This window comes from Niastella koreensis GR20-10, assembly GCF_000246855.1.
Classification (GTDB): Bacteria; Bacteroidota; Bacteroidia; order Chitinophagales; family Chitinophagaceae; genus Niastella; species Niastella koreensis.
Window position 1 is genome coordinate 832,780 of sequence record NC_016609.1, and the last position, 26,979, is coordinate 859,758.

19 protein-coding genes are annotated in these 26,979 nt (G+C 46.0%); 10 read left to right on the forward strand and 9 right to left on the reverse strand.

Going from position 1 to position 26,979, the window contains the following annotated elements; all coding sequences use genetic code 11:
• Window positions 1–113: 113 nt before the first annotated feature.
• Together NIAKO_RS03420 and treS are read right to left on the reverse strand one after the other, a co-directional pair.
• Window positions 114–743: a hypothetical protein gene (locus tag NIAKO_RS03420; protein WP_014216999.1), complete on the reverse strand. Its 630-nt coding sequence runs from the start codon at window positions 741–743 to the stop codon at window positions 114–116.
• Window positions 744–1,337: 594 nt separating this feature from the next.
• Window positions 1,338–4,652 (reverse strand): maltose alpha-D-glucosyltransferase, encoded by a 3,315-nt coding sequence (gene treS / locus NIAKO_RS03425; RefSeq protein ID WP_014217000.1) that lies wholly within the window; start codon window positions 4,650–4,652, stop codon window positions 1,338–1,340.
• A gap of 322 nt (window positions 4,653–4,974) precedes the next feature.
• Here treS and NIAKO_RS03430 point away from each other — a divergent pair, with 322 nt between their 5' ends.
• Window positions 4,975–5,313, forward strand: coding sequence for a hypothetical protein (locus tag NIAKO_RS03430; protein WP_014217001.1), 339 nt, complete (start codon window positions 4,975–4,977; stop codon window positions 5,311–5,313).
• A 31-nt stretch (window positions 5,314–5,344) separates the two neighbouring features.
• Here the strand turns inward: NIAKO_RS03430 and NIAKO_RS03435 are convergent, their stop codons facing one another.
• Window positions 5,345–5,833 (reverse strand): YbhB/YbcL family Raf kinase inhibitor-like protein, encoded by a 489-nt coding sequence (locus NIAKO_RS03435; RefSeq protein ID WP_014217002.1) that lies wholly within the window; start codon window positions 5,831–5,833, stop codon window positions 5,345–5,347.
• Window positions 5,834–6,232: 399 nt separating this feature from the next.
• Here NIAKO_RS03435 and NIAKO_RS03440 point away from each other — a divergent pair, with 399 nt between their 5' ends.
• On the forward strand, window positions 6,233–6,958 hold the full coding sequence (locus NIAKO_RS03440; RefSeq protein ID WP_014217003.1) for a hypothetical protein: 726 nt from the start codon (window positions 6,233–6,235) through the stop codon (window positions 6,956–6,958).
• A gap of 86 nt (window positions 6,959–7,044) precedes the next feature.
• Here NIAKO_RS03440 and NIAKO_RS03445 read toward each other — a convergent pair whose 3' ends face one another.
• Both NIAKO_RS03445 and fdhD read right to left on the reverse strand, forming a co-directional pair.
• On the reverse strand, window positions 7,045–9,348 hold the full coding sequence (locus NIAKO_RS03445) for an FdhF/YdeP family oxidoreductase (protein WP_014217004.1): 2,304 nt from the start codon (window positions 9,346–9,348) through the stop codon (window positions 7,045–7,047).
• 125 nt (window positions 9,349–9,473) lie between these two features.
• A complete protein-coding gene (gene fdhD / locus NIAKO_RS03450; protein WP_014217005.1) occupies window positions 9,474–10,295 on the reverse strand; it encodes a formate dehydrogenase accessory sulfurtransferase FdhD in 822 nt (273 codons plus the stop codon).
• Window positions 10,296–10,702: 407 nt separating this feature from the next.
• Between fdhD and NIAKO_RS03455 the strand changes: the two genes are divergently transcribed.
• The 3 genes from NIAKO_RS03455 (at window position 10,703) to NIAKO_RS03465 (ending at window position 15,117) form a co-directional block, all read left to right on the forward strand.
• Window positions 10,703–12,241, forward strand: coding sequence for an alpha-N-arabinofuranosidase (locus NIAKO_RS03455; protein WP_014217006.1), 1,539 nt, complete (start codon window positions 10,703–10,705; stop codon window positions 12,239–12,241).
• Window positions 12,242–12,408: 167 nt separating this feature from the next.
• On the forward strand, window positions 12,409–13,548 hold the full coding sequence (locus tag NIAKO_RS03460; protein ID WP_014217007.1) for an aldose epimerase family protein: 1,140 nt from the start codon (window positions 12,409–12,411) through the stop codon (window positions 13,546–13,548).
• Window positions 13,549–13,683: 135 nt separating this feature from the next.
• On the forward strand, window positions 13,684–15,117 hold the full coding sequence (locus NIAKO_RS03465) for an arabinose isomerase (RefSeq protein ID WP_014217008.1): 1,434 nt from the start codon (window positions 13,684–13,686) through the stop codon (window positions 15,115–15,117).
• A gap of 144 nt (window positions 15,118–15,261) precedes the next feature.
• Here the strand turns inward: NIAKO_RS03465 and NIAKO_RS03470 are convergent, their stop codons facing one another.
• From NIAKO_RS03470 to NIAKO_RS03480, 3 genes are all read right to left on the reverse strand, one after another.
• On the reverse strand, window positions 15,262–17,445 hold the full coding sequence (locus NIAKO_RS03470; RefSeq protein ID WP_014217009.1) for an amylo-alpha-1,6-glucosidase: 2,184 nt from the start codon (window positions 17,443–17,445) through the stop codon (window positions 15,262–15,264).
• A gap of 28 nt (window positions 17,446–17,473) precedes the next feature.
• Window positions 17,474–18,547, reverse strand: coding sequence for a glycosyltransferase family 4 protein (locus NIAKO_RS03475; RefSeq protein ID WP_014217010.1), 1,074 nt, complete (start codon window positions 18,545–18,547; stop codon window positions 17,474–17,476).
• 217 nt (window positions 18,548–18,764) lie between these two features.
• Window positions 18,765–19,643 carry an AraC family transcriptional regulator gene (locus NIAKO_RS03480; RefSeq protein WP_014217011.1) on the reverse strand — a complete coding sequence of 293 codons (879 nt, stop codon included), beginning with the start codon at window positions 19,641–19,643 and terminating at the stop codon, window positions 18,765–18,767.
• 91 nt (window positions 19,644–19,734) lie between these two features.
• On the opposite strand from NIAKO_RS03480, the gene NIAKO_RS03485 reads away from it, so the two are divergent.
• Window positions 19,735–20,283 (forward strand): RNA polymerase sigma-70 factor, encoded by a 549-nt coding sequence (locus NIAKO_RS03485; protein ID WP_014217012.1) that lies wholly within the window; start codon window positions 19,735–19,737, stop codon window positions 20,281–20,283.
• Between the two features lie 117 nt (window positions 20,284–20,400).
• On the opposite strand, the gene NIAKO_RS03490 is transcribed toward NIAKO_RS03485, so the two are convergent.
• The gene (locus NIAKO_RS03490; RefSeq protein ID WP_014217013.1) at window positions 20,401–21,165 is read right to left on the reverse strand and encodes a DeoR/GlpR family DNA-binding transcription regulator; all 765 of its coding nucleotides are present in this window, start codon (window positions 21,163–21,165) and stop codon (window positions 20,401–20,403) included.
• A 233-nt stretch (window positions 21,166–21,398) separates the two neighbouring features.
• Here NIAKO_RS03490 and NIAKO_RS03495 point away from each other — a divergent pair, with 233 nt between their 5' ends.
• The 4 genes from NIAKO_RS03495 (at window position 21,399) to glpK (ending at window position 26,929) form a co-directional block, all read left to right on the forward strand.
• The gene (locus NIAKO_RS03495) at window positions 21,399–22,973 is read left to right on the forward strand and encodes a glycerol-3-phosphate dehydrogenase/oxidase (RefSeq protein ID WP_014217014.1); all 1,575 of its coding nucleotides are present in this window, start codon (window positions 21,399–21,401) and stop codon (window positions 22,971–22,973) included.
• Window positions 22,974–23,110: 137 nt separating this feature from the next.
• Entirely contained in the window at window positions 23,111–24,529 is a 1,419-nt protein-coding gene (locus tag NIAKO_RS03500; RefSeq protein WP_014217015.1) for a calcineurin-like phosphoesterase C-terminal domain-containing protein, read from the forward strand.
• Between the two features lie 58 nt (window positions 24,530–24,587).
• Complete coding sequence (locus NIAKO_RS03505) at window positions 24,588–25,268, forward strand: GDSL-type esterase/lipase family protein (protein ID WP_014217016.1); 681 nt, start codon at window positions 24,588–24,590, stop codon at window positions 25,266–25,268.
• Window positions 25,269–25,444: 176 nt separating this feature from the next.
• Window positions 25,445–26,929 (forward strand): glycerol kinase GlpK, encoded by a 1,485-nt coding sequence (gene glpK / locus NIAKO_RS03510; RefSeq protein ID WP_014217017.1) that lies wholly within the window; start codon window positions 25,445–25,447, stop codon window positions 26,927–26,929.
• The last annotated feature ends 50 nt before the right edge of the window (window positions 26,930–26,979 follow it).

The following is a 26,979-nucleotide window of genomic DNA, read 5'->3' on the forward strand; positions in this document are numbered from 1 at the left end:
TTCTTATGTTATTAGGTTTTGAACTCAATAACCTAATAACATAAGAACTTAAACTTAGCATCCCCCAAGCCCAAACTATTACGTAATACTTTCAACTTTGAATTTTAAACTAACTAGCTAATCAACTCGTTGCCAGGTTGCCTTGAAGCTTCAATGTCCCTTAACTTGGTGATCAACTCAGTGCCCAATCCATCAACATGTTCTTCAATAAAGGAAGATAAACGTGGATCGTTGGTCATAGCGAGGTAGCAGGCAACGTTATCGATGATCATTTCACCGTTGTTGTCTGCAAGGAGTTTATCGATGAACTTTTTATTGTCCTCGATGTGCAGGTTGGTGGCGATGTACTTATCTATTTTAAGAATGAGGTCGAGAAAGAAATCAACAGAGGAACCATAAATATTTTGTGTGCGGAAATCGTATTTGGTAGGGCCGAAAATATATTCGTTGCGTCCGGTTTTATTAGCCTTGATCCATTTTTTTAATTTTTTGGAACCCACGTAAGGCAATATCTCAAGGCCAACGCTGCTGCCGGCCATATTGCTTCTGGAGCTCCAGAAGTTGATCTCTACAAAAAGATCCTTCGATTCAATTTTTACTTTAGGACGGCTCTTCGTATACTTATAACCTTTCTGTTGATAATAAAATCCTATAGCCTGACAAAAGGCATCAAAGATCTCAGCGGGTGGAGTATGTTCGCTTTGATTGGTGAGGATACTATCTTCAGTCCAGAATGTTGTCATAAAATTTTGCCAAAACCAAATGGATTTTGCCAGTAATTTACCAATAATTTGGTCTCTAATTGTGCAAATAACGATTTAAACGGGCGGTTGGTTGACAAGAAAATACAATTTAGTGTAGATTAAGCAGATACAAATTAAAGAAGTATCGGGATATTGATTAGAATCATTGAAATGATAAGTGTTTTTTTGAATATTAAGCAATGACCGCCGTCATTGTTTTAACTTTTTTTAAGTTGTAAATTCACAGTAGAATTACCAGATGGAGATCCGTTAAGAACGGTGATAGTAAAACTGTTACGGTATTGTTGTAAATAGAGGCAAGAACGGGACAGAAACTAACTGCCGGAAAATACAGAATAAATCTGTTATCTTAACGCGAGAACCTGATTGGTTAAGCAAACGCTGATAGCATAATAGGTTTTAATTAACTACAAGCTACCAACGTTTTATTAAAGCGATCAGCCAGCCGGCTGATCGCTTTTTTTATGAATATAGTGAGTTGTGAATAGTGAGTAGTGAGTGGGTTCGCTAAAGTTCAGTTGTCCTAAAAATCGGAAACCGACTCACTACTGACTACTCACTACTGACTACTCACTATTTAATAATCATCCTGATCGTTCTCATCGGCATAATGATAGAATGCAATCCATCATTCAATGAATGGTTCAATTCGAGCAATGATTTTTCCAGTAAATAAGTTTGCAGCATTACCCTGAAATCGGCATTGTCTGGCGGAACAAACTTGCTGCCTTTTACTGTGTCAAGATAGGCTTTCATAAAAAAGCCACCCATATAATGCGCCCACAAACGAAGGAATGGAACGTATTTGGGCATATTGTCTTTAAGAATATGATGGTTTGCATGAAACCCTTCAAATACTACATTATGAAAAGATCGTAACATAGTTGCCACATCAATTAATGGCGAGCGCTTCAATCTTCTTTCGCTGTAGGGCCTGAGGGGATCGCCGCCATATCCTTTTATGGCAATATCCTTTCCCGTAAATAATATCTGGCTCAGGTTATAAAAACCATGGATGCGGATCTTCAATACATCCAGTTTTTTATCGTAGATCTTTTTAAAGACTTTTAATACCTCATCGCGGTGCTTCAATAATTCTTCCGCTTCGGGCTGCAGGTCACCGGGCAGCCGGGAAATATTTCTTTTCAGGTTTTGAAAAACTTCGCGTACCAGCGATACCATGGCCGAATACAACGACCGCTGATAATGCAGCGAGAATTCTTCAGGTCTGAAATCTTTCAGGTGAGTGCCCGATGCCAGCGCCAGGTGCATTTCGCCGGTACGCATCCCTATCAATCGCGCCTGTTCTGCCGCGCGGCTGCCCAGCAGGTCCTTTAATTCGGGTGATAATTGTTCAAAAGGCACCGGATCGGCAAGATTGCCTTTTGACTCAAAGGAAGGCAGGCTGTCCTGTTTCATCGCCAGAATCCTTTCAATATAATTATAAACGCGTTCCTGCATATAGCTGTAGCCGTTACCATGGTTCTCTATCATCACTTGTAACATGCCGGTGGTGATCGTACCTTTGTCTGTCATCCATTCTATGGCGCCCAGGAAGGGGGGCACATATTTGAATTTTGCGTATTCACTAAGGAAATGAGTTATTTCTGCATCGGGATTGATGTAATAGTCAACCCGCCGGTAGATAGTTAAAAAGAAACTGTTATCATAGGTAATGGCGATCTGGTAACGGTTACCCTCAAATATTTTTGGCTTTATGTCATCATGCTGGGCTACGTATGTACTCAGGGCGCCATTGTTATAGAATTTTATCTGGATATTTTCTTTGAAGACCATTGTTTGATTTTGCAGGAGGTTTTTGAAAAGCCATTGTTGAAAGGTAGTAACATACAAGGCATCGCATAAAATTCCTTCCTGCCCTTTCACGTGCATATGGGCAATAACGGAATGCGGAAAACTGTCGGTTAGTTTTTTAGCCACTGCATTCTGAACAAAAGTGACTATTAGCCGGTACAGTTCCGGTAACCCGCTTTCGTAGGTTACCTCAACCAATAACAGCGACGCTTCAGGTGAAGAGGGAACGTTGCCCTGCTGAATGATCTCCACATTGTGGATGGCCCGCGCCCTGCCGGTAAACCACCTGGATTGTTTGAGGTAGGCCGGTAAAATGTCATTCTCCAGTTCTGCCTGGTAATCTTTATTTACAATGTCTTTAAACTCGTTTATCTGGATTAACGGGATCGACTTTTTTTCATCAAAATCCGGATGTGCTTTTTCCAGGGAGAACCACAGACAGGTATGTGGCGCCAGCGTAAAGAAATAAGTTTCTGCTTTACCAATGGCCGGAAACTTATTCCGGCTCATCAGCTCTATCAGGGCAAAACCTTTATATCCTTCCAGCGGCACTTCTGCCACCTGGGCAAACTTGGAGAGGTTTACTACAATTAACAATGTTTCATCCTCATACTTCCGCAAAAAGGCAAGCACTTTCGGATTGTCAACATTCAGAAAGGTAAGATCGCCCCGGCCAAATGCTTTGTGTTTTTTACGCATGTTTATCATGCGTTTCATAAACCAGAACAGTGACGAGGTATTGCGGCGCTGCATTTCCACATTCACCGATTCGTAATGGTATTCCGGGTCAAGGATCAGCGGCAGATACAGTTGGTGCGGATTGGCATGCGAGAACCCTGCATTGCGGTCGGGCGACCATTGCATGGGGGTGCGAACGCCATCGCGATCGCCCAGGTAATAGTTATCGCCCATGCCAATTTCATCGCCATAATAGATCACCGGGGTGCCGGGCAGTGCGAACAGCAATGTGTTGAGCAATTCAATTTTTTCGCGGTTGTTTTCCATTAAAGGCGCCAGCCGGTGCCGGATGCCGAGGTTAATGCGGGCCTTGGGATCCTTAGCATACACTTTATACATATAGTCCCGCTCTTCATCGGTAACCATTTCCAACGTAAGCTCATCATGGTTGCGCAGGAAGATGGCCCACTGACAGGTGGGTGGAATGGCGGGCGTTTGATCGAAAATATCGGTGATGGGGTAGCGGTCTTCCATTTGTAATGCCATAAACATGCGCGGCATTACCGGGAAGTGATAGTTCATGTGACATTCATCGCCATCGCCAAAATAAGAGGCGGAATCTTCCGGCCACATATTGGCCTCTGCCAGCAAAACGGTGCCGGGAAATTTGGCATCCACATGTGCCCGTAACCGTTTCAGGAAGGCATGCGTTTCGGGCAGGTTCTCCCCATTGGTGCCTTCCCGCTCGTACAAATAAGGAACTGCATCCAGGCGAAAACCATCCACCCCCATATTACACCAGAAATCGATCATGTTGAACACTTCCTGTTGCACCAGCGGATTGTCGTAATTCAGATCGGGCTGGTGATGAAAAAAGCGATGCCAGTAATATTGTTCCGCCAGGGGGTCCCAGGTCCAGTTGGAGGCCTCGAAGTCCTGGAAAATGATGCGCACGTCTTTATATTGGGAAGGATCATCTGTCCAAACATAATAATCTCTTTCAGGCGAGCCCTTGGGGGCCGAACGCGCCCTTTGAAACCACGGGTGCTGGTCGGAGGTGTGGTTGATGACCAGTTCGGTAATAATCTTCAGGTTGCGCTGGTGGGCTTCGTGCAACAGCGTTTTTAGCTGGGTAATATTCCCATACGATTGGTTAATGTTATAATAATCGGCAATATCGTACCCATCGTCGCGCAGGGGGGAAGGGTAAAACGGCAGTAACCAGATTGCATTTACCCCTAATTCCTGCAAATAATCCAATTTTTGCATCAGGCCGCCAAAATCACCAATGCCATCCCCATTGCTGTCACAAAACGCTTTGATGTGCAGCTCGTAAATAATGGCGTCTTTATACCAATGCAATTTTTCGTTGAAAGCTTGTTTTGTAGGTTCCATGTTCGCCAATTATGTATCTGATAATCACATAATTTTTATGCCAGAAGGTTAGCTGGAGATAATTATTAACATTTCCCCCCTTCAGCCAGCTGGCGGAGCCGGGGAGGCCGGCACTGAATTGAGATGTGTCTAAAAGGACGTCATTAAATTGATTATTATCAATTGTCTGTTTGATTTGCACCGTTTATGCCTAAAAGTTGTAAATTAGCTACAGCCTTTACAATTCAGGTATCGGTAGAGGTTGTATTCATCAGGTTCTGGCAGGCATTCTGATTAGTAAGCGTAAGCCGTTATTGGCAAAAACATAAACGTACACCTCAGTATGACCGCACCCATTACGCGTGTTCGCTTACAGGAGCTTCCGTGTTTTAGTACAATTCCCAAGGCTACAAAGGCATTTTTTAAACAATGGCATATTTACACCATTGATATTACCCGCATCTTATCGCTCCCTTATGCCGAAGCCCGGCAGGAAATGTCATCCCTACGCAGTCTATATGGTAAATCAAAAAAAGAAGCAATCACTGTAGATGAGTTCTGTGCGCATACCGGTATCAGTAAAAAAATTGTAAGAATGCACCTTATTGAACGGCTATTGGAAGGGGAACTTAAAAAACAAGTTGGTAAAGCGAACCGGCAGAGGGCAGAGGGCTCCCGATAGCTATCGGGATTCAGAAATTTGCCTTTATCAACTATCTCCTCATATACTTCCCAACCAGCTCCCCATAAGCCAAAATATGCCCATCCATCGCCCTTTCTAAATCCTTCCTGTCGGTTCTGGGAGTAAGTGTCAATTGTACATCCAAAGCGTACACTTTAAAAAAGTAGCGGTGAACGCCGTAAGGCGGACAGGGCCCGCCATACCGGTTCTCCCTGAAGTCGTTGATTCCCTGTTCTTTAAACAGGGTGTCCTCTTTTATATGGTGCGCCACCGGCATATTCCAGGCCAGCCAGTGCACCCAGGGCCTGATGGGCGCATCGGGATCCTCCATTATCAGCGCCAGACTTTTTGTAACTGCAGGAATATCAACAATATCCAACGGGGGATTCACATTGGCGCCGTCACAGGTAAACCGGGAAGGAATAAACCCGTTGGTTTCAAACTCCGGGCTTGAAATATGTAAAGTGCTTACATCGCGAAAGGTAGATCTGGTTGTGATTTGCAAAGGAGATATTTTCATGGCTATACTTTTGATATAGTTGGTCAAACGTCACCGCGTCGGTTTCTTTTTGGGTCCTTTTATCAAATATATCATGACCAGCAAACTTTAACAATGACCATCATCACAACTTTAATGTGATTGCCGTTAAAGGTGAGTGGGTATTCCTTTGCTGCAAATCAGTTAGCTATAACAATTTTAAGGAGGTCACTCAATATCTGTTTCAACTCTATCGTTATATTACTGCACGATCCCACCATTAAACTTCCCTAAAGCCCCTATGTCATACATAGTAATGATTAGAGGCTGGTATATTAACCAGTAACAACATCGATTACAGGCTTATATACTTGTATTCCGCTGACCGTTCGTTGTAATATTGTAATGTGGTTTTCATCCTTCAATTAAAAATCACTGTTTATGTCCAGCTATCCTTTCAACAGCAGCTTCACCAAACAATTCAGGCAGGAACAACCTGTTACTTTCTGCGCTGAAGAAAAACCCTACGAGCAGATCGTTATCAGCCCCTACAACCGGATGAGTGATGCAGAAATGAATGTGCTGGGCAGCGCCCTTAACGAACAAATGTTCGATAATGATATTATCGATCGCCTGTTGGCAAAGCTTACCCAAAAAGACAGCATGGACGCGCAACGCCTGTTAGCTTTTATCAAAGAAATACAACACGAGTGCACCAGCCATGCCAGCGCCGAACCTTTTACTGCCCAATATTATAAACACCTGCTTGAATTACTGGGATCGTTCCTTGAGTTGGTAAATGAGTATGATACCAATGGCCGGGAATTATTGCTCGGCAATTTAAACGCCTGTTATTTTGATGAAACCAGCTTTGCCGTTAACCAGTCGGTAGACAGTGAAGAAGTGGCCACCATGCACAGTATTATTGAAGACTTCCTGTTCCAGGTGGGAGAATTTTATCAATACTTTCATCTGTTGCTGCAAAAAGAAACCGAGCAGGAAAACAGCAAGAGCCGGGTACAGGTTATCTCGCACATCGCGTATTACCTCGATACCCTGATCACCTGCACCGAAAAGATGATCATCAATATGGAAGGCACCCTGGATATGTTATTGGAGTGGGAAACTTCGTTACAAAACAGAGAATCTCAGAGCCTGTTTAATTAGTTCCTGATGGAATAGTTATTAGGTTATTAAGTTCTTAGGTTCCTGAGTTCAAAACTTAATAACCTACCAACCTAATAACCTACGAACTAACTAACCTTCTTCACCGTAATTACTACCGCCTTGGAAACAGGCGTATTACTCTTCTTAGCAACATTATTTACAGGTACCAACACATTGGTTTCAGGAAAATAAGTAGCCGCACATGTTGGCGGAATAGGATAGGGCACTACAATGAATTTGTGCGCTACCCGCTCCACACCACCGTGATGATTGTACAGGTCAACCACATCCCCCTGTTTTAAATTGCGCTGGTTCATATCGCCCTGGTTCATCAGTATTACCCGGCGCTCTTTATAAATACCCCGGTACCGGTCGTCTAACCCATAAATAGTAGTATTAAACTGGTCGTGGCTGCGGATGGTCATCATCACCAATTCGCCCTCGTGCAGGTGAATAGTATGAATGGGCGCGATGTTAAAATGCGCTTTCTTCGAGAGCGTATTAAAAGCACCGTCACGGTTGCAGTTAGGTAAATAAAATCCACCCGGGTCCCGTAACCGTTTGTTGTAATCTCCAAACCCGGGAATGGTGCGCTCGATGTCTTCCCGTATATAGTCGTAGTGTTGTAAATATTTATCCCAGTCAACCGTGCTGCGATTGCCAAGGGTGGCTTTGGCCAGCCGGCAAACAATAACCGGCTCACTCAATAACTGGTCCGACACGGGTGGCAATACGCCTTTGGACAATTGAATAACTCCCATGGAATTTTCGCACGAAACAATTTGTTCTGCTCCGTTCATCCAGTCTTTATCGCTGCGGCCCAGGCAGGGCAGTATCAGTGCTTCATGCCCATGCACCAGGTGGCTGCGGTTAAGCTTGGTAGATACATGAACCGTTAAGGTGCATTTGCGCAGCGCAGCAGCCGTATACAACGTATCGGGCGTGGCCGATAAGAAGTTGCCGCCCATGGCAAAAAACACCGATGCTTTGCCGCCATGCATGGCCTTGATGGCTTCCACCACATCATACCCGTGTTTAGCGGGTGGGGTAAACTGAAAGTTGGCGGCAATACTATCCAGTAATTGTTGCGAAGGCTTTTCAAAAATACCCATGGTGCGGTCGCCCTGTACATTGCTGTGTCCACGTACGGGGCAGGTACCTGCACCGGGTTTACCTATACTGCCTTTCAGCAATAACAGGTTTACAATTTCCTTAATGGTGTCAACCGCATTTACATGTTGCGTAAGCCCCATGGCCCAGCAGGCAATGATCTTTGTTTTATCTTTCAGCAGGTCGGCTACTTCCCTGATCTGTGGTAACGAAATGCCGCAGGCCTGTGCCAACTGTTCGGGTTTTTGTTGTTGCAGGTCATTGATGAAATCGTTAAAACCGGCGGTATTTTGCTCAATAAACGCATGATCGAATACTTTGCCCGGTTCATTTTGTTCGTGTTGCCACAAGTAGTATTCAACTGCTTTCAGCAGGGCCATATCGCCATTGATGATCACCGGTAGAAAAATATCGGTGAGGTGCGTATCCATGCCCAGCAAACCTTTTACTGATTGCGGGTTGTTAAAACCCATCAACCCCGTTTCGGGCAACGGGTTTACCGCTATAATGCAAGCGCCGTTTGCCTTGGCTTTTTGTAAGGCGGTGAGCATGCGGGGGTGATTGGTGCCTGGGTTTTGGCCGAGAATGATGATCACCTCCGCTTCATAGAAATCTTCCAGTTTTACCGATCCTTTCCCAATCCCCAGCGATTCGCCCAGGGCTACGCCACTGCTTTCATGACACATATTGCTGCAATCGGGCAGGTTGTTGGTGCCATAGGCACGAACAAAAAGCTGGTATAAGAAGGCCGCTTCATTACTGGTGCGGCCCGAAGTATAAAAGATGGCCTCATTGGGGCTGGATAATTTATTTAAAGCGGCGCCTATTTTGTGGAAGGCATCTTCCCAGGTGATGGGCTGATAATGCGTGGCGCCATGCGGCAGGAACATGGGTTGCGCAATGCGTCCTTTGCGGCCTATTTCATAATCGGTAAGGGTGGCCAGATCCTGCACACTGTTTTCAGCAAAGAACGCAGGCGTTAATTTTTTAACCGTAGCCTCTTCTGCAACGGCTTTTGCGCCATTTTCGCAATATTCACCCAGGGTGGAACGGTCATCGTCCGGGTCGGGCCAGGCGCAACTGGGACAATCAAACCCGCCTTTCTGGTTCATATGGGTCAGCGCCTTCAATCCACGGGCAGCGCCGGCTTCCCCCACCACTTGTTTTAACGCTTCCACAATGGCTGGTATGCCCGCCGCCGCTTTCTTTATAGGCCCCAGGTGTAAGCCGGTGAAACGTTCAGGATTTTCAGCGCCTTTATTTAAATTGGAGTCACTCATTTTAAGATTGTTCTGCTTTTGTAACGAAAAATGTGAGTAGTGAGTAGTGAGTAGTGAGTTGTGAGTATACTCGCGATTATTGAGACGTCTGAGAAATCGGGAACCCACTCACTACTGACAACTCACTACTCACAACTCACTCTCTCCGCCCCGCTATACACATTAAACCTATCCTTTCGCAAAAAGCCAATTAAAGTAATATTATGTTCCGCTGCCAGTTGCACCGCCAAACTGCTGGGCGCTCCCACAGCTGCTATAACCTGTATGCCAGCCATCACCGCTTTCTGGATCAGTTCAAAGCCTGCACGGCCGCTCAGGAGCAATATGAATTGGTGTAGTGGCAATTGCCCGTTTTGCAAGGCAGCGCCAATTACTTTATCAACGGCATTATGGCGGCCTACATCCTCCCGCAGCAATTCACACTCGCCCTGTAAAGTAAAGAGGCCCGCAGCATGCAATCCGCCGGTGCTTTCAAATACCACCTGTTTTTGTTGCAGGGTGTGTTGCAATCCGTAAAACAAACCGTGAGGCACCGTCAGGTTTTCCCTTTGTTGGGTGAACACCGGCACCGTTTTAATGGCATCGATACCTGTTTTGCCGCAAACGCCGCAACTGGAGGTGGTAAAGAAGTTCCGTTCGGCCTGTTGTAATTGTGGTATCACACCAGGTTTCAGCATAACCAGTACGCTGTTTTCCTGCGGTAGTATATGTTGTATTTGATCAATGTGTTGAACAATGCCTTCGGTAAACAGGAAACCTGCCGCCAGTTCCGCATCGTTCCCCGGGGTGCGCATGGTTACTGAAATATTTTTTTGTGTAAACCCGGCAGGTCCCTGCCAACCCAGCTGTATTTCAAGCGGTTCCTCCACGGCCAGTTCATCCTCTACCTCTGTTTGCTCACCGGCATTGATCTTTTTTATTATAATATGGGCCACTGATGGTTGCATGGTTCAAAGTTACGGAAAAGGGAACAAGGCAACGAGGCAGCGAGGCAACAAGACATCGGGTGAAAAGGCAGTGAGGCAAAGGGCAGAAGGCAAAAACCAAGGATCCATCCCACAAGGCGGACAATCAACACGCCGCCGCGATAACTCAATAACCTACAAGCTAAATAACTTTACCTTAGCTCCCGGATATCATAATTGAAAACGTTTACACAATTACTCGTTGCCTTGTTGCCTCGTTCCCTTGCTGGCTGGTTCTAAAAAAAGATAAGTGTAAAATTGACAGATATGTTGTTTTGTCTTAGTTTCACGGTGCTAAATAAAAAACGATTGCTATGCCGACTGCTGTCATCCTTTCTATACGCTACCAATACGTTACATTCATTAATTATTCATTTTAAAGTTCTTACATGAAACGCTTGCTTTTTGCTTGTACAACACTGTTTGCTTTAAACTCGCCTGCCCAAAACAACCTGACCTTTAATGTAGATGCTGCTACAACCACCATCAACAAGAATATTTATGGCCATTTTGCCGAGCACCTGGGCCATTGTATTTATGGTGGTTTTTATGTGGGTGAGGGCAACACAAAGATCCCCAATACAAATGGGGTACGCAATGATGTTATAGACGCCCTGAAAAAATTAAAGATCGCCAACCTGCGCTGGCCGGGCGGTTGTTTTGCCGATACCTATCACTGGAAAGATGGGATTGGCCCCAAGGACAAAAGGCCCACCATGGTAAATGCCTGGTGGGGCGGGGTTACGGAAGACAACAGCTTCGGTACCCACGATTTTTTAAATATGTGCGAACTCATCGGCACAGAGCCTTACCTGGCGGGTAATGTAGGCAGTGGTACTGTGCAGGAGCTCACCGATTGGGTGCAGTATGTAAACTTCAACGGTAAAAGCCCTATGAGTGATCAGCGTCAACAGAATGGCCGCGAAAAACCCTGGCATGTAACGTTCTGGGGTGTGGGCAATGAAGCCTGGGGTTGTGGTGGTAATATGACGCCTGAGCACTATGCCGATGTATATCGCCAGTATGCCACCTTTATGCCGGCAGGGTCAAATGAAACTAAAATATTCCGCATAGCTTCCGGCGCCAATTCAAAAGATTATAACTGGACGGAAGTGCTGATGAAAAAGATCCCGCTCAATATGCTGGGCGGGGTGGCGCTGCATCACTATTCGGTAATTAACTGGAATAAAAAAGGCCCGGCCATTGATTTTAACGAACAGCAATATTTTCAGATCATGAAACAGGCCCTGTTCATGGATTCCCTGGTAATAAAGCATTCCGCCATTATGGATAAATACGATCCTGAAAAACGGGTAGCCCTGGTAGTGGATGAGTGGGGCGGCTGGTACGATGTGGAGCCTGGCACCAATCCCGGTTTCCTGTATCAGCAAAACACCATGCGCGATGCCATGATAGCCGGTTGCACCCTGAACATCTTCCATAACCATTGCGACCGCGTGCGCATGGCCAACCTGGCGCAGGCCATCAACGTGCTGCAGGCTGTTATTCTCACCAATGAAGAAAAACTGATCCTGACACCTACCTATCACGTAATGGAAATGTATAATGTGCACCAAAATGCTAAACTGGTACCTTTGACCATCAAGTGCAACGATTATGTGTTGGGCAATGAAAAATTACCGGCTGTTTCTGCTTCGGCTTCAAAGGACTCTACCGGGGCCATGCATATTTCGCTGGTGAATATCGATTCAAAGAACACGCAGGACATCAATATCACATTGGAAGGCGGGAATTATAAAACCGTTGGCGGCCGTATCCTGGCTTCTGCTAAACTGCAGGACTATAACAGCTTTGAACAGCCTGCTAAAATAAAACCCGCGGCATTCCAGGGCGCGGCTTTAAAAGGCAAAACGCTTAGCGTAAAAATGCCGCCTTTCTCGGTGGTTGTGCTGGAGTTAAAGAATTAGCTGTAAGCCATAAGCTGTAAGCCATAAGCTGTAAGCTATAAGCCAATGCAACCTGGCCGCGATGGCTTACGGCTTATAGCTTAAAGCTTACCGCTGTTTTCAGAAAATATCCAGATATTTGACAAGTTTTCAAAAACCTATTTTATCAACTCAATAAGGGATACCATATGAACAAATTGATTTGCCATGTAGTCTTGCTTGCGCTGCTTACCGGCGTAGCATCCTGCGGCGGCGAAAACAAACAACCTTCAACAGAAAAATCTCAGGAAATGATTAAAGCAGGCGTTACCTCAAAAGATTGGGGTGAAACAGATGGAAAAAAAGTACAGTTGTTTACCCTTACCAATAAAAACGGTGTTACCGTAACCATCACCAACTATGGCGGCGTGGTAACATCATGGGTCACTCCGGATAAAAACGGCAACAAATCAAGCATCGTAGTGGGAATGGAAAGCCTGGCGGAGTACCTGAAAAAGCCACCTTACTTTGGTGCGCTCATTGGCCGTTATGGCAACCGCATTGGCGATGCCAAATTCAAACTCGATGGTAAAACCTATACCTTAGCCGCCAATAACGGAAAAAATAACCTGCATGGCGGTAACAAAGGTTTCGATAAACAAGTGTGGGATGCAACCCCTGCTGCCGACAGCACGCCGGCGCTTACCTTAAGCTACCTGAGCAAAGATGGTGAAGAGGGGTTCCCCGGCAACCTGAAAGTAACGGTGGTGTATACCTTAACTGACGATGGCGCCCTGAATATCGACTACTCAGCTGAAACCGATAAAGCCACACCGGTTAACTTAACCAACCACAGTTATTTCAACCTCACTGGCAGCACGGAGAACACTATCCTGAATCACAGCCTGCAGATCGATGCTGATAAATATACCCCGGTTGATACCACGTTGATCCCTACCGGCGAGATCAAACCGGTAAAAGGAACGCCATTTGATTTTACAAAAGCTGAAACCATTGGCGCCCGCATCGACCAGGTACCCGGCGGTTATGACCACAACTTTGTGTTGAACCGTAAAGACAGCACCCTGCAACTGGTAGCTACTTTATCTGACACTACCAGCGGCCGTAAACTGGAAGTATATACCACTGAGCCTGGTCTGCAGTTTTACAGTGGTAACTTCCTCGATGGTACGTTTACAAGCGGCGGTCATCCCGTCAAATTGCGCACCGCACTTTGTTTGGAAACCCAGCATTTCCCTGATTCTCCCAACAAACCCAACTTCCCAACTACCATCCTGAAACCAGGACAGAAATACCACACCGTAACGAAGTATAAAGTTTCGTTGTAGGAATAACTGAACAATATTTGTGAGAACCCCGCCAACATGCGGGGTTTCTTTTTTGCCCTTTGCCTTTTTACCCTGCCCTCTGCCCCTTTTTCCCTCCCACTAGTGGTACAAGCTTCCTTTTGCGTATAGATAAACATGAAGACTACCCCTGCATTTAAAATTGGTTTATTCGGGATTGGACTGGATACTTACTGGCCTCAGTTTAACGGATTAAAAGAACGGCTGGAAGGCTATCTGCACGAAGTGCATGAACGCATTGCTGCGCTGCACCCCCACATCGTAAATGCCGGTCTGGTTGATACGGCCGATAAAGCCTTTGAAGCCGGTTACCGTTTCAGAACGGAAGGCGTGAATATTATCTTCCTGTACGTAACCACATATGCCTTATCATCGACCGTATTGCCGGTGGTACAGCAGGCCAAAGTACCGGTGATTGTGCTGAACCTGTCGCCCGAAGCGGCGATCGATTATGCCGCCTTCAATAAAATGAACGACCGTACCCGCATGACGGGGGAATGGCTGGCTTATTGTTCGGCCTGTCCCGTACCGGAAATTGCCAATGTATTCCTGCGCACCGGCGTACAGTTTTACCAGGTAACCGGCATGCTGCGCAACGACGAAGTGTGCTGGAAGGAAATACTCGAATGGGTAGAAGCTGCTAAAGTTGCCCACACCATGTCGTTTAACCGCCTGGGTTGTATGGGCCATTATTACAGCGGTATGCTGGATATTTACTCCGACCTTACCCAACAATACCGCTTCTTTGGCGGACATATAGAACTGATTGAGGTGGATGAGCTGGCTGCCTTGCGCCGCTCGGTGACGGATAAAGAAATAGACGATCGCGTACAATTATTTTACGCCACGTTTGATGTACAAAATGATTGTTCAACAGAAGAACTGCAACGCGCCGCGCGTACTTCCATTGCGCTGGACCGTCTTACGGAGCAATATCAGTTAGGCTCCATGGCATATTATTACAAGGGAACCGGTAACCACGATAATGAAGATGCCATCAGCTCCATCATCCTGGGTAATTCTTTATTGTCAGCCCGCGGTATTCCCGTGGCCGGTGAATACGAGATCAAGAATGCACAGGCGATGAAGATCATGGACAGCTTTGGCGCCGGCGGTTCATTTACCGAGTACTATGCCATGGATTTTAAGGAAGATATTGTTCTGATGGGGCACGATGGTCCGGGGCATATTGCCATTGCCGAAGGGAAAACCAAAGTACGGCCGCTGTATGTGTATCATGGCAAAATAGGGCGCGGTTTATCGGTAGAGATGTCGGTAAAGAACGGACCGGTTACTTTATTGTCGGTTGTACAACAGGGAAATGGAAAGCTGCTGTTATTAACCGCAGAAGCGGAATCCGTTCCCGGTCCCATCCTGGAAATAGGCAATACCAACAGCCGCTATAAATTCTCCATCGGCGCCCGCCGTTTTGTAAATGACTGGAACAGCCACGGCCCGGCACATCATTGTGCAGTAGGGGTAGGGCATGTTGTTTCGAAGATTAAAAAGCTTGGGCTATTACTTGGTATGGACGTTGTTCAGGTTTGTTAAGTTTTAAGTTCCAAGTTCCAGGTTCGGAGTTCCAAGTTCCAAGTTCCAAGTTCCAGGTTCAGAGTTCCAAGTTCCAAGTTCCAGGTTCAGAGTTCCAAGTTCCGGGTTAATGAAACGCTGAACCTGGAACTCTGAACTCAATAACTATTTGATCGTAACAATCTCCCATCCCTCCGGTTTCTTAATCAAATGAATGCCCAGATCATGTTCATACTTGATCAGATCCAGTTCAAACTGTTCATTGCCAAACCGCAGGTTGGAGATCCTGATCTCTTTTAAATAATCCGGAAGTACGGGTTTGTAAAAGGTGAGCTTTTTTTCATGGCCATCGAAGGAAATGCTCAGGCAGGCCTGTAATAACAGGAATACCGCTGCCACCGACCAGGCTTGCGGGGAGCAGGCAACAGGGTAGGCGGTAGGCGCTTCTCCCTGTCTGAACGGAAAGCCACAGAATAATTCAGGCAGGCGTTGCAGTTCAATAAACAGTGATGCATCAAACAGCCCCTGCATCAACCGCATGGCAGGTTCCATCATGCCATAGCGGGCCATGCCATAAGCGGCAATGGCGGTATCGTGCGGCCATACCGATCCGTTGTGATATGACATAGGGTTAAACCGCGCCGCTTTTGAAGATAAGGTGCGAACGCCCCAGCCATTGAACATATCATCATTCATCAGTTTTTTAGCCGCCTGCGCAGCCCGTTCAGTGGTAGCAATACCCGAATACAATAAATGGCCTACGTTCGAGGCAACTACCCGGCAGGGCTTTTTGTCGCCATCCAGCGCCAGGATATACGTACCTAATTGTTCATCCCAGAATACTTCGTTGAAATGTTTTTTCAGCTCACTGGCTTCTTTTGTCAATTGTTCGGCCATCTCGTTGTTGCCTAACCGTTGCGCCATATAAGCGGCCTGTATTTTTGCATCGTACACATACCCCTGCACTTCACAAAGGGCAATGGGAAAACTGGCCAGGTCGCCATTCTCGTGCGAGATGGAATCGTGCGAGTCTTTCCAGCCCTGGTTGGCCAAACCGCTTTCTGCTTTCCGCTGGTATTCAACAAACCCATCCCCATCCATATCGCCATATACTTTTATCCAGGTAAGTGCATTTAAAATATTCTCCCAGATCTTCCGGATGGTATCTATATCGTCGGTCCTTCTTAAATACTGGCCCGCCAGCACAATGAATAAAGGCGTGGTATCGATGCTGCCATAATACAGTTTAAAAGGAATTTCACCGGTCTCGGCCATTTCGCCCGATCTTATTTCGTGTAAGATCTTTCCGGGCTCGGCATCCTGCAATGGTAACAGTTTTGTTGCCTGCCGTGCCGCCTGGTATAATAAAACCCCTTTGGCAATATTAGGCGCTACCCAAAGCGTTTCCAAAGCAGTGAAGGTGCCATCCCGGCCAAATACCGTATTGTACCAGGGCACACCCGCATATGGATAACTGCCAAACGGTGTTTGCACCAGTAACGACAGCAGATCATTTTTCGAGCGGTTGATCCAGTTATTGAATTGTTCATTATCGGTAAAGATCTCCGCCACCATTTCTTTACTCTTTTCCATGCCCGTTTTTATCTTATCATAGGCAATGAAATAGGACTCAAATTGTACGGGATTTGCATACACGGTAAACACCGAAGTACAGTTGATGCTGAAGGCGCCACCTTGTGGCGCCAGTTTGATCCTGTACGTGATCTTATTGTCTTTTATAAAAGCCGGCGCCGGATCAAAATGCAGGTTGGTTTGCCGTTCAATATTGTCAAGACCAGTATAGGAAACCACTATATGGTTGTTGCCGGAGGCAAAAGGGGCTTGTAATTTGCCCCGTTTTTTTCTTTCCATACCCCGCACTTCAAAAATGTCTCTGAAGTCGGCGTCAAACGTCAGCTCCAGGTCAATTTCATGCGAATCGGAACCATAATTATACAGAATGATCAATTCATGACAGGCCCCATCCTGCAGAAATTTACTGCGGGAAATGTGTAACGTGCCTTTGGGTATTACTACATTTTGATCTCCGCTAATATCGGGATTGGTGAGGTCAACCGATAGCATTTCATTCTCGTTCTTTATATTGGAACTGAGCAGCATAGGCCGGTAGTGATTTATTTCCAGCTCCATGTCGCTGATGAACCGGGTGCCCTGGTGATAAATGCCCTGCGAACAGGTCCCGAATTGTTTTATATCACCCCACCGGTCAAAGATGGCAAACGTATCGCCATAGTTCAACGTGAGCACACGATCATCGGCATACGAAGAAGAAGCGAGAATGTAGTACTTGTCGTCATGTAGTTTTACCAGGGTGTCGTGCTTTTTCATAAACGATAATTTATGACTGGATTAGAACTTATTTTCTATACGCTGGTGTTAAGTAGTACGATCTTTCGGATTGTTTATGCAATAATTTTTCGTACAGGCGCACATAATTCTGTGCCATCACTATGTTGCTGAACCTTCTTTCAAACGTTTCGCGACAGGTGTCCCTGTTTATTAGATGAATGTTTTTTAATGCTTCCACTGCTTTCTCCATGGTGTTTACAATGAAGCCGGTTTTACCATGTTCAACAATCTCGGCTACCGAGCCATGATTGAAAGCAATGATTGGCGTACCGCAGGCCATGGCTTCTATCAGCACCATTCCAAAAGGTTCCGGCCAGTCTATAGGGAACAACAATGCCCGGGCATTGGCCAGCAAGGGACCCTTTTCTCTTTCGCCAATTTCCTGCAGGTATTCCACATGAGGTTGATCCAGCAGGTGACGGATCTCTTTTTCAAAATACTTTTCATCTGCTTTATCTACCTTGGCCGCGATCTTTATTTTCACATTGGCGCGGCGCGCAATTTCAATGGCGCGGTCTGCCCGTTTTTCGGGGGAGAACCTGCCCAGGAAAACTACATAGTCCCCTTCGCCTTTACCATACTTATACAGGTCGTCAGGTAAACCGTGATATACAGTGTCAATCCAGTTAGCCATGGGTAATGGCCCTCTTTGCGAATCGGAGATGGACACCACCGGCATGTCATTGAACTTTTCATACAATGGTTTTAATTCCGGAATGTCTAACCGCCCGTGTAAAGTGGTGAGTGTTTTTTTATGACTGCGGCGGGTTACAGGAAAATGTAAATAATCAGTATGAAAGTGCAGCAGATCAAATTCGTGTGCGCGGTCCATCACCTCCTGCAATTGCAGCATGCTACCGGCCATAAAATCTACGCAATTACTCAATCGTAACGCTGTGGGCGTTACTGATACCAACCGGGCTTTGGTTATTGAATCACCCGATGCAAATAATGTTACATCATGTCCTAATTTCACCAGTGCATCTGTTAAATAAGCTACTACCCGCTCTGTACCCCCGTATAATTTGGGTGGTACCGATTCAATAAGCGGAGCTATTTGTGCAATTCTCAACATCGCCATATTTTTCTTTTAAGTGAATACTATAAATGCCAAAGTTGCTGGTTGAGTGTAAGGGGTGTTGAGGCTACTAATGGGGAAAATACGCGTCAGGTGGCTTACAACGTAAATATTCATGCATAAGAACGCTCCTTATTTATTCGCTATCTCTCTCTAAATGAAAGAATAAGTACGATCATGTTACTAAGGAATACGCAATTAAAATGCCAGGGGAAGAATGTTATTTTGACTGCTTGTTTCTAAACTGGATCGGTGTTATACCAGTTTTCTCCTTGAACAACTTGGAGAAATAAAAGTTTGATTCAAAGTTGAGCTCAAAAGCAATTTCTTTTACTGACTTCCTGGTGTGGGTCAGCAATTCTTTTGCCTTATGTATTTTCAGCTGGATCTGAAATTGCCCGGGCGCCAGGCCCGTATATTCTTTAAATATTTTTCTGAACCGCGAATAACTGATCTGTAGTTCATGCGCCACATCAACCGGTGAAATATTCTGCTCGATGTTTGAACGGAAGAGCAGGCGGGCTTTATCAACAATAGCTTCCACATCCTGTCCACTGAACTTTTCCTGTTGCGAAAGGGAATATACGGTTCCCAGTAAATGTAATACCGTGCCCGCAATGAGTGGCTGGTAACCTGCTTTTTCTTCCTGGGTTTTATCAATGATCTCCTGGAAAAGATTCAATAAGGTTTCCTGGTAACCAACAGGGATAACCGGATTGGCAGGGGTGAAAAATTTTTTATTGAACAGGTTTTTGGCAATGGGTCCGGTAAAACCTACCCAGTATTCGTCCCAGCCTGTTTTTTTATCGGGTTTATAGCGATGCCGTTCTTCGGGAAATAATAGTATAATGGAACCGGCAGTAATGGCTTGTTTGCCTCCGCTTTTCGATTCAAACAAACCGCTGCCTTTGGTGATATAAATAACCTGGAACTCGTGCAGCACCCTTCCCTTCTCCCAATTGAAATTATGATGCGCCGGATGCGTATCGTTGGGATACGGAGAACCGGCCACAATATGCGTACAGCCGGTGTTCAGCACATTCAACCCCCAGCTTTCATCTGTGGTGCTTACGGGCAGGTATTTATAAAAGTTCACCATTTATTAATGTCAAAAAGTACAACGCAAATATCAAATCGGGTAACTGCGCAGCACAATAATAGCAATAATTTTAATGGCATAACGATTTGCTATGAATGTAAATGCAACCGACAGTCATCTTATTGAACTCTGGCGTGGAGGCAATGAGAAGGCATACCGTACTTTATTCGAGCGTTATTTTTATAAACTGTATAGTTATAGCCTTAAGCAGGTTCCCGATAAAAGAGTATCAGAAGAAATAGTGATGGACGTTATGCTGGCCATTTGGCAAAAGCGCGATCAGTTAAATTGCAGCCTGTCATTATCAGCTTACTTATATAAATCGGTACGAAACCGGTTGATCGATCATTTACGCAAACAACAACTGGCTACCGTGTCGTTAGAATTAACGGCCATAGAACCGCCCAGCTCCTTTATCACCGATAGCCGCATCTTACATAAAGAACTTGAAACTTTATACAGAACTTCGCTGAACCGCTTACCCCCGCAAAAGAAACGCATCTTCACCATGAGCCGCGAAGAAGGCAGTTCGTATAAAGAAATTGCGGATAGATTACGGTTGTCGAAGAATACAGTGGAGAATCATATGGTTGCGGCTTTAAGACTTTTAAAGGAAAATATGCGGGTAGTAGAGAATTAGCAGGTGCTAAGGAGCAAAGTTATTAGGTTATTAAGTTATTTGGGTTATTAGGTTTTTAAACCCCGAACCTAATAACCTATGAACCTAATAACCTATGAACTATAACGTAGCTAATAATTAAACGATAGTTACTTCAATACCGCGACTCTCCAACTGATTCACAAAATGCTCTGAAATTCCCTTATCAGTTATAACCCTGTCCACTTCTTCCAATCCACAAATCCGGCCAAAGCCCCGTTTGCCAAATTTGGTAGAGTCAGACAACACAATCACCTTTTGGGATACATCGATCATTTGACGGTTTAAATGCGCTTCCATTACGCTGGTTGTGGTAAGACCGAATTCAAGGTCAATACCATCAACGCCGAGGAATAATTTACTGCAGAAGAAATCGGTGAGTATTTTTTGTGCGTAAGGTCCGGTTACGGAAGAAGAGCTTTTGCGAATGATACCGCCCAGTTGCATGATCTCGATGTCGGCGTGTTTGTTCAGTTCTGTGGCAACCGGTAAGGAGGCAGTAATTACCGTAACATTAATTTTTGGCGGCATATTCTTCGCCAGCGCCAGCACGGTAGTGCCGGAAGCAATGATGATGGAATCGTTGTCGGTAATTAATTGGGCCGCGGTAGCGCCGATGCGCATTTTCTCGTTCGATTGCAGTTTCTCCTTTTCATTTACGGGGCGGTCAATAGTATAGGGGTTATTGATGGTGGCGCCCCCATGCGTACGGTACAGCAGGCTTTTATCTTCCAGCAGTTTGAGGTCCTTCCGGATGGTCACAGACGACACATCCAGTTCTTTACATAGTTCAAGCACGTTAACAAAGCTTTCCTTGCTTAGTTTGTTCAAAATGAATTGATGGCGTTCGGTTTGTGAGATCATAATGGTTACGCCAAATTAAAGTAAAATTTCTGAACTGGGATTTACCCATCCCGGTTCAGACAACTAATCCCGGTTCAGACTAGTACCGGACGGAGCTTTAAAGCGTCCTTTATAAGGAATGAAAGCGCAAACGGTTTCATTCGATTTCGGAATATTTTATTAGTGGTTTCAAATTGTTTCGCTAATATTGCTTGTCAAATAAATTGAAATAAAACGAAAGTATTCGATCTGGAATGGAAGCTGATACCGTACAAAATCGTAACGCGCTGGTAAACCGGCTGGGAACGCAAAAGGAGTGGGACCTGATAGTAATTGGGGGCGGAGCAACTGGCTTAGGCATTGCTTTAGAAGCCGTTAGCAGGGGATACAGCGCATTGCTGGTGGAACAGGCTGATTTTGCCAAAGGCACTTCCAGCCGCAGCACCAAACTGGTGCATGGCGGGGTTCGTTACCTGGCACAGGGTGATATTCAACTGGTTAGAGAAGCCAGCATTGAGCGGGGGCTGTTATGGCGCAATGCTCCCCACCTGGTAAAAAATCAAACTTTCATTATTCCTATTTATACCTGGTGGGACCGGCTCAAATATACCATCGGGTTGAAGTTATATGATTGGATTGCGGGCCGGCTGAGCCTGGGGGCGTCGGTTTTTATTCCGAGGAACAAAGCATTATTTAAACTTCCAAACATAAAGTCTAAAGGTTTGGTGGGCGGTGTGCAGTATCACGATGGTCAGTTCGATGATTCGCGCCTGGCTATTAACCTGGTGCAAACGATCATTGAAAAGGGCGGGGTGGCGCTGAACTATATGAAAGTGACCGGTCTTATAAAAGACAATGGTCAGCACATTTCAGGAGTTACCGTAAAAGATATTGAAACCAGTCAAACCTATACCTGCAAGGCGAAAGCAGTGGTGAACGCCACCGGCGTGTTTGTAGATGACATCCTGCAGCTGGATAACCCAACCGGTACAAAAAGTATTACGGCCAGTCAGGGTGTACACCTGGTGCTGGATAAAAGATTTTACCCGGCCGATGATGCCCTCATGATCCCGGCTACCAGTGATGGACGGGTGCTGTTTGCCGTGCCCTGGCACGGAAAGGTGGTGGTGGGTACTACAGATACCCCGGTGAAGGAAGCTTCGCTGGAACCGCAGGCCCTTGAAAAAGAAATCAATTTCATCCTGGAGAACGCAGCCAATTACCTGGTGGAGCAGCCAAAACGCAGCGACGTTTTAAGCGTTTTTGCCGGGTTACGTCCACTCGCAGCTCCACAGGGCGGTAAACAAAAAACAAAAGAGATCTCGCGCAGTCATAAGATCATGGTAACGCCTTCGCAACTGTTTACCATTTTAGGTGGTAAATGGACCACCTTCCGCAAAATGGGCGAAGATATGGTTGACCGGGTAGAGAAGGAATTGCAGTGGCCGCATAAAGAAACCGGTACCCGCCATTTGCAGATCCATGGCGCAATGGCCAATGTAAACATACACGATCCTTTATATTTCTATGGCAGTGATACTGCCGGCGTAAAAGCGTTGATGAATGGCCATGCCAACCAATGGCTGAGTAACAGTTTACAAATTCACGAAGCGCAGGTGATCTGGGCCGTGCAGCACGAAATGGCGCGCACGGTGGAAGATGTGTTATCGCGCCGTACAAGAGCTTTATTACTCGATGCCCGCGAAAGCATTCGCATGGCGGAGCCCGTAGCAGTTATTATGGCGAAGCAGCTTGGTAAAGATGAAGTTTGGATTCGTGAACAAGTTGCTTTATATACGAAACTGGCTGAGCGGTATGTGTTGAGCTAGTTCAAAGTTCAGAGTTCAAAGTTCAGAGTTCAGAGTTCAAAGTTCTCAGTTCTGAGTTCTTTGTTGCCGTGCTGAGGGGTATTGCTTACAGCTTAAGGCTTATAGCTTGCCGCTTAATTAAAATATTAATCCAAAACATGAAACGAAGAAGATTCCTCTCCTCCCTTGGTTTACTGACTGCAGGCTGGGCATTGACGCCCTTTTCGCCCGCTAAAGCATTCTTTCGCAGTGATAGGAAAGTAAAAGGCGCCGTGCTGGCAAAAGGTAAAGGACTAAAAGAGGTAATTGTAAGTGATGGATATTCCGTGATAGCTACCGATAGCGACGGAAAGTTTGAAATGGATGTGCATCCCAATGCCGTTGCGGTCTTTGTTTCTACCCCCGCCGGCTTTGAGTTCAATCACGACAGAGGATTAGCCCGCCATTACAAAATGGTGGACGATATCAACTTCCGCAAAACCCTCAACTTTGAATTGCAACCCCTCAGTACCGACGATAACAACCACCAGTTTATTATCTGGGCCGATCCGCAGGTGAAGAATGAAAAAGATGTGAACAAGATGATGGTGGAATCAGTGCCCGATGTACAGAAATTTGTAAAAGCCGCCAATGGCGCCTTGTTGCATGGCATTTGCGTGGGCGACCTGGTATGGGATAACCACGACCTGTTCCCCAGCTACAACCTGGCCGTTGAAAGAATGGGCATTCCTTTCTTCCAGTGCATCGGTAACCACGACATGGATTATACCAATGGCAGCGATGACAGCTCCGACGATACCTTTCAAAAACATTATGGCCCTACCTGGTATTCTTTCAACAGGGGTAAAGTGCATTATGTGGTAATGGACGATGTGCGTTACCTGGGTAAAGACCGTGAGTACGATGGCTATATTTCCGAAGAACAATTAACCTGGTTACAAAAAGATCTCTCCTTTGTACCCAATGACCACCTGGTAATCGTGTGCGTGCATATTCCGGTTCATAACGAAGTAAAGAACAACGATGCCCTGTACGCCGTACTGAAAGGCCGCAACGTGCATATCATGTCGGGCCATACGCACTATCACCGCAACGTAATTCAGAACGATATTTTTGAGCACAACCATGGCACCGTGTGCGGCGCCTGGTGGACGGGCCCCATCTGTGGCGATGGCACGCCTTCCGGTTATGGCGTGTATTCAGTAAATGGCACCGAGTTGAGCTGGTATTATCAGTCAACCGGAAAAGAAGCCGGTCACCAGGTAAGTATCAACGTACAGGAGCGCGATGCCGCCAGTAAAAAACTGCAGGTGAATGTATGGAATTACGATCCTGCGTGGACGGTAGAATGCTGGGTAGATGGCGCCAGACACAATGACTTTAAACAACAGAAAGGGTTTGATGCATTAGCGGTAGCCTTATACGAAGGACCCGACCTGCCCAAACCCCGTGGATTTGCAGAGCCAAAGAAAACAGATCACTTATTCGAGGCAGTTGTTCCGGCATCGGCCAAACAGGTGAAAATAGTGGCGGTAGACCGCTTTGGAAGGAAATATTCTGCTGAATATACGGCCTGACGGGTGGCGGATAATATGTTCTACATATCTTCGCAGCCTAACTTAAATAAAAGCTCATATGAAAAAACAGATGCCTGGAATTGTTTCCTGCATAGTCATGATCTTATTGAATTTGAACGTATTAGCGCAGCAGGCCACCATTGATAGCGCGGTTCGCCCTGCCGCGTATAGTTTACGGTTAGGGCTGTTCAAAAGCTATCCGAATTCCCCCAAGGACATTATTTTTCTTGGCAACAGCATTACCCAGGGCGTTGACTGGGCCGAACTGCTGCAAAACCCCAATTGCAAAAACCGGGGCATCAGCGGCGACATTACCTACGGGGTACTGGAGCGATTGAGCGAAGTAACCGAAGGCAAACCGGCAAAAGTGTTTGTGTTGATCGGAATTAACGATATTGAGCATAATATTCCCGATACGCTGATCGTAAACAACTATCGCCGTATCATCAGGCAGATAAAAGCAGAGTCGCCAAAGACAAAGATCTATTTTCATACACTGTTACCCGTTAACAACGAGTTCACCCAGTTTAAAAAACATTATAATAAAGACGAGCACATCGCCTTTGTAAATACAGAACTGAAGAAGATAGCAGAAGAAGAAAAGATCACGCTGATAGACCTGCACCCGCATTTCCTGGACGCCAGCAATAAACTCGATAAACGGTATACGCAGGATGGGTTGCATTTGAATGCCGCGGGATATCAGGTGTGGGCGGGCATCTTAAAACAGTATTTGTAATTACTTAAGTTGATATAGCTATCAATAGCTGGTTCCCGATTCTAAGTATAAGTTATTAGGTTATTAAGTTCTTGGGTTCTTTAGTTTATTAGTTCAGAACCTAATAACCTACGAACTTAATAACTAACAAACTAAAGAACTAAAAAACTAAAAAACTAACGATTATAAAACAAACTATGCCACAATACATCCTAAGTTTCGACCAGGGTACTACCAGTTCAAGGGCCATTATCTTCGATCAGGCCGGTTCCATTATATCGATAGCGCAGAAGGAATTTACGCAGTTGTATCCGCAACCGGGTTGGGTAGAACATGATGCGGCTGAGATCTGGGGCACGCAACTGGCCGTAGCCGTTGAAGCGGTGAGCAAAGCCGGGTTGAAGGCAACCGATATCGCTGCCATCGGCATTACCAACCAGCGCGAAACAACCGTGGTATGGGATAGAGAAACCGGCACGCCCGTGCACAATGCCATTGTTTGGCAGGACAGACGCACTGCTGCTTTTTGTGACCAGTTGAAAGTACAGTCTGGCAAATTGATCCAGGAGAAAACCGGGTTGATCGTGGATGCTTATTTTTCTGCCACCAAGATCCGCTGGATCCTGGATAATGTAGCAGGCGCGCGCAAAAAAGCGGAGGAAGGAAAACTGGCCTTTGGCACCATCGATACCTGGCTGGTATGGAAACTCACCGGCGGTAAAGTACATGCTACCGATATTTCCAATGCATCGCGCACCATGCTGTTTAATATTCATACCTGTACCTGGGATGAGGAGCTGTTGAAAATAATGGATGTGCCCGCTTCTATGTTGCCAACCGTTCATTCCTCGAGCGAAGTGTTTGGACAAACGGATGCACAGATCCTGGCTGCGCAGATCCCTATTGCGGGTATTGCCGGTGATCAGCAGGCGGCGTTGTTCGGACAAATGTGTACCGAACCCGGCATGGTAAAAAACACCTATGGCACCGGTTGTTTTATGCTGATGAACATTGGCGACAAACCTATTTTATCAAAAAATAACCTCGTAACCACTATTGCCTGGAAGATCGATGGCAAAGTGCAGTATGCCCTGGAAGGCAGCATCTTCATTGGTGGCGCCGTAGTGCAATGGTTACGGGATGGATTGGGTATTATTAAAAATTCTTCCGACGTAGAAGCACTGGCCCGCAGTGTGGACGATAACGGCGGCGTGTACCTGGTTCCGGCATTTGCCGGTTTGGGGGCGCCTTATTGGGACCAGCACGCCCGCGGCACCATGGTGGGCATTACCCGCGGCACCACAGCTGCACACATTGCGCGTGCCTCCATCGAAAGCATTGCCTTACAAACCATGGATGTGCTCACTGCCATGCAGGCCGATGCCGGCAAACCAATTAAAGAACTTCGGGTAGACGGTGGCGCTACGGCCAATGACCTGCTGCTGCAAATTCAGGCCAATGTATTGCAGGCAACGGTGATCCGTCCTGAGATCACCGAAACCACGGCCATTGGCGCAGCCTATCTCGCTGGTTTGGCCGTAGGGTTCTGGAAGAACATAGATGAAATTAAAAAGCAATGGAAACTCAATAAAAGCTTTTCACCCGACGGTACCGATGCCAGACAGCTAACGAAAGGCTGGTTGAAAGCGATTAAAGCTGCCAAAGCATTTTCGGAAGAATAAGGTTGATAAGTTATTAGGTTATTAAGTTATTGGGTTTGTTAGTTCTTTAG

Bases quoted from the DNA above. Each gene is read 5' to 3' on its own strand.
- treS (WP_014217000.1), bottom strand. From the start codon at position 4,652: ATGGAACCTACAAAACAAGCTTTCAACGAAAAATTGCATTGGTATAAA.
- NIAKO_RS03435 (WP_014217002.1), bottom strand. From the start codon at position 5,833: ATGAAAATATCTCCTTTGCAAATCACAACCAGATCTACCTTTCGCGAT.
- NIAKO_RS03475 (WP_014217010.1), bottom strand. From the start codon at position 18,547: ATGGCGATGTTGAGAATTGCACAAATAGCTCCGCTTATTGAATCGGTA.
- NIAKO_RS03445 (WP_014217004.1), bottom strand. From the start codon at position 9,348: ATGAGTGACTCCAATTTAAATAAAGGCGCTGAAAATCCTGAACGTTTC.
- NIAKO_RS03430 (WP_014217001.1), top strand. From the start codon at position 4,975: ATGACCGCACCCATTACGCGTGTTCGCTTACAGGAGCTTCCGTGTTTT.
- NIAKO_RS03420 (WP_014216999.1), bottom strand. From the start codon at position 743: ATGACAACATTCTGGACTGAAGATAGTATCCTCACCAATCAAAGCGAA.
- fdhD (WP_014217005.1), bottom strand. From the start codon at position 10,295: ATGCAACCATCAGTGGCCCATATTATAATAAAAAAGATCAATGCCGGT.
- NIAKO_RS03490 (WP_014217013.1), bottom strand. From the start codon at position 21,165: ATGATCTCACAAACCGAACGCCATCAATTCATTTTGAACAAACTAAGC.
- NIAKO_RS03470 (WP_014217009.1), bottom strand. From the start codon at position 17,445: ATGAAAAAGCACGACACCCTGGTAAAACTACATGACGACAAGTACTAC.
- NIAKO_RS03485 (WP_014217012.1), top strand. From the start codon at position 19,735: ATGAATGTAAATGCAACCGACAGTCATCTTATTGAACTCTGGCGTGGA.
- NIAKO_RS03480 (WP_014217011.1), bottom strand. From the start codon at position 19,643: ATGGTGAACTTTTATAAATACCTGCCCGTAAGCACCACAGATGAAAGC.
- NIAKO_RS03455 (WP_014217006.1), top strand. From the start codon at position 10,703: ATGAAACGCTTGCTTTTTGCTTGTACAACACTGTTTGCTTTAAACTCG.
- glpK (WP_014217017.1), top strand. From the start codon at position 25,445: ATGCCACAATACATCCTAAGTTTCGACCAGGGTACTACCAGTTCAAGG.
- NIAKO_RS03460 (WP_014217007.1), top strand. From the start codon at position 12,409: ATGAACAAATTGATTTGCCATGTAGTCTTGCTTGCGCTGCTTACCGGC.
- NIAKO_RS03495 (WP_014217014.1), top strand. From the start codon at position 21,399: ATGGAAGCTGATACCGTACAAAATCGTAACGCGCTGGTAAACCGGCTG.
- NIAKO_RS03465 (WP_014217008.1), top strand. From the start codon at position 13,684: ATGAAGACTACCCCTGCATTTAAAATTGGTTTATTCGGGATTGGACTG.
- NIAKO_RS03500 (WP_014217015.1), top strand. From the start codon at position 23,111: ATGAAACGAAGAAGATTCCTCTCCTCCCTTGGTTTACTGACTGCAGGC.
- NIAKO_RS03440 (WP_014217003.1), top strand. From the start codon at position 6,233: ATGTCCAGCTATCCTTTCAACAGCAGCTTCACCAAACAATTCAGGCAG.
- NIAKO_RS03505 (WP_014217016.1), top strand. From the start codon at position 24,588: ATGAAAAAACAGATGCCTGGAATTGTTTCCTGCATAGTCATGATCTTA.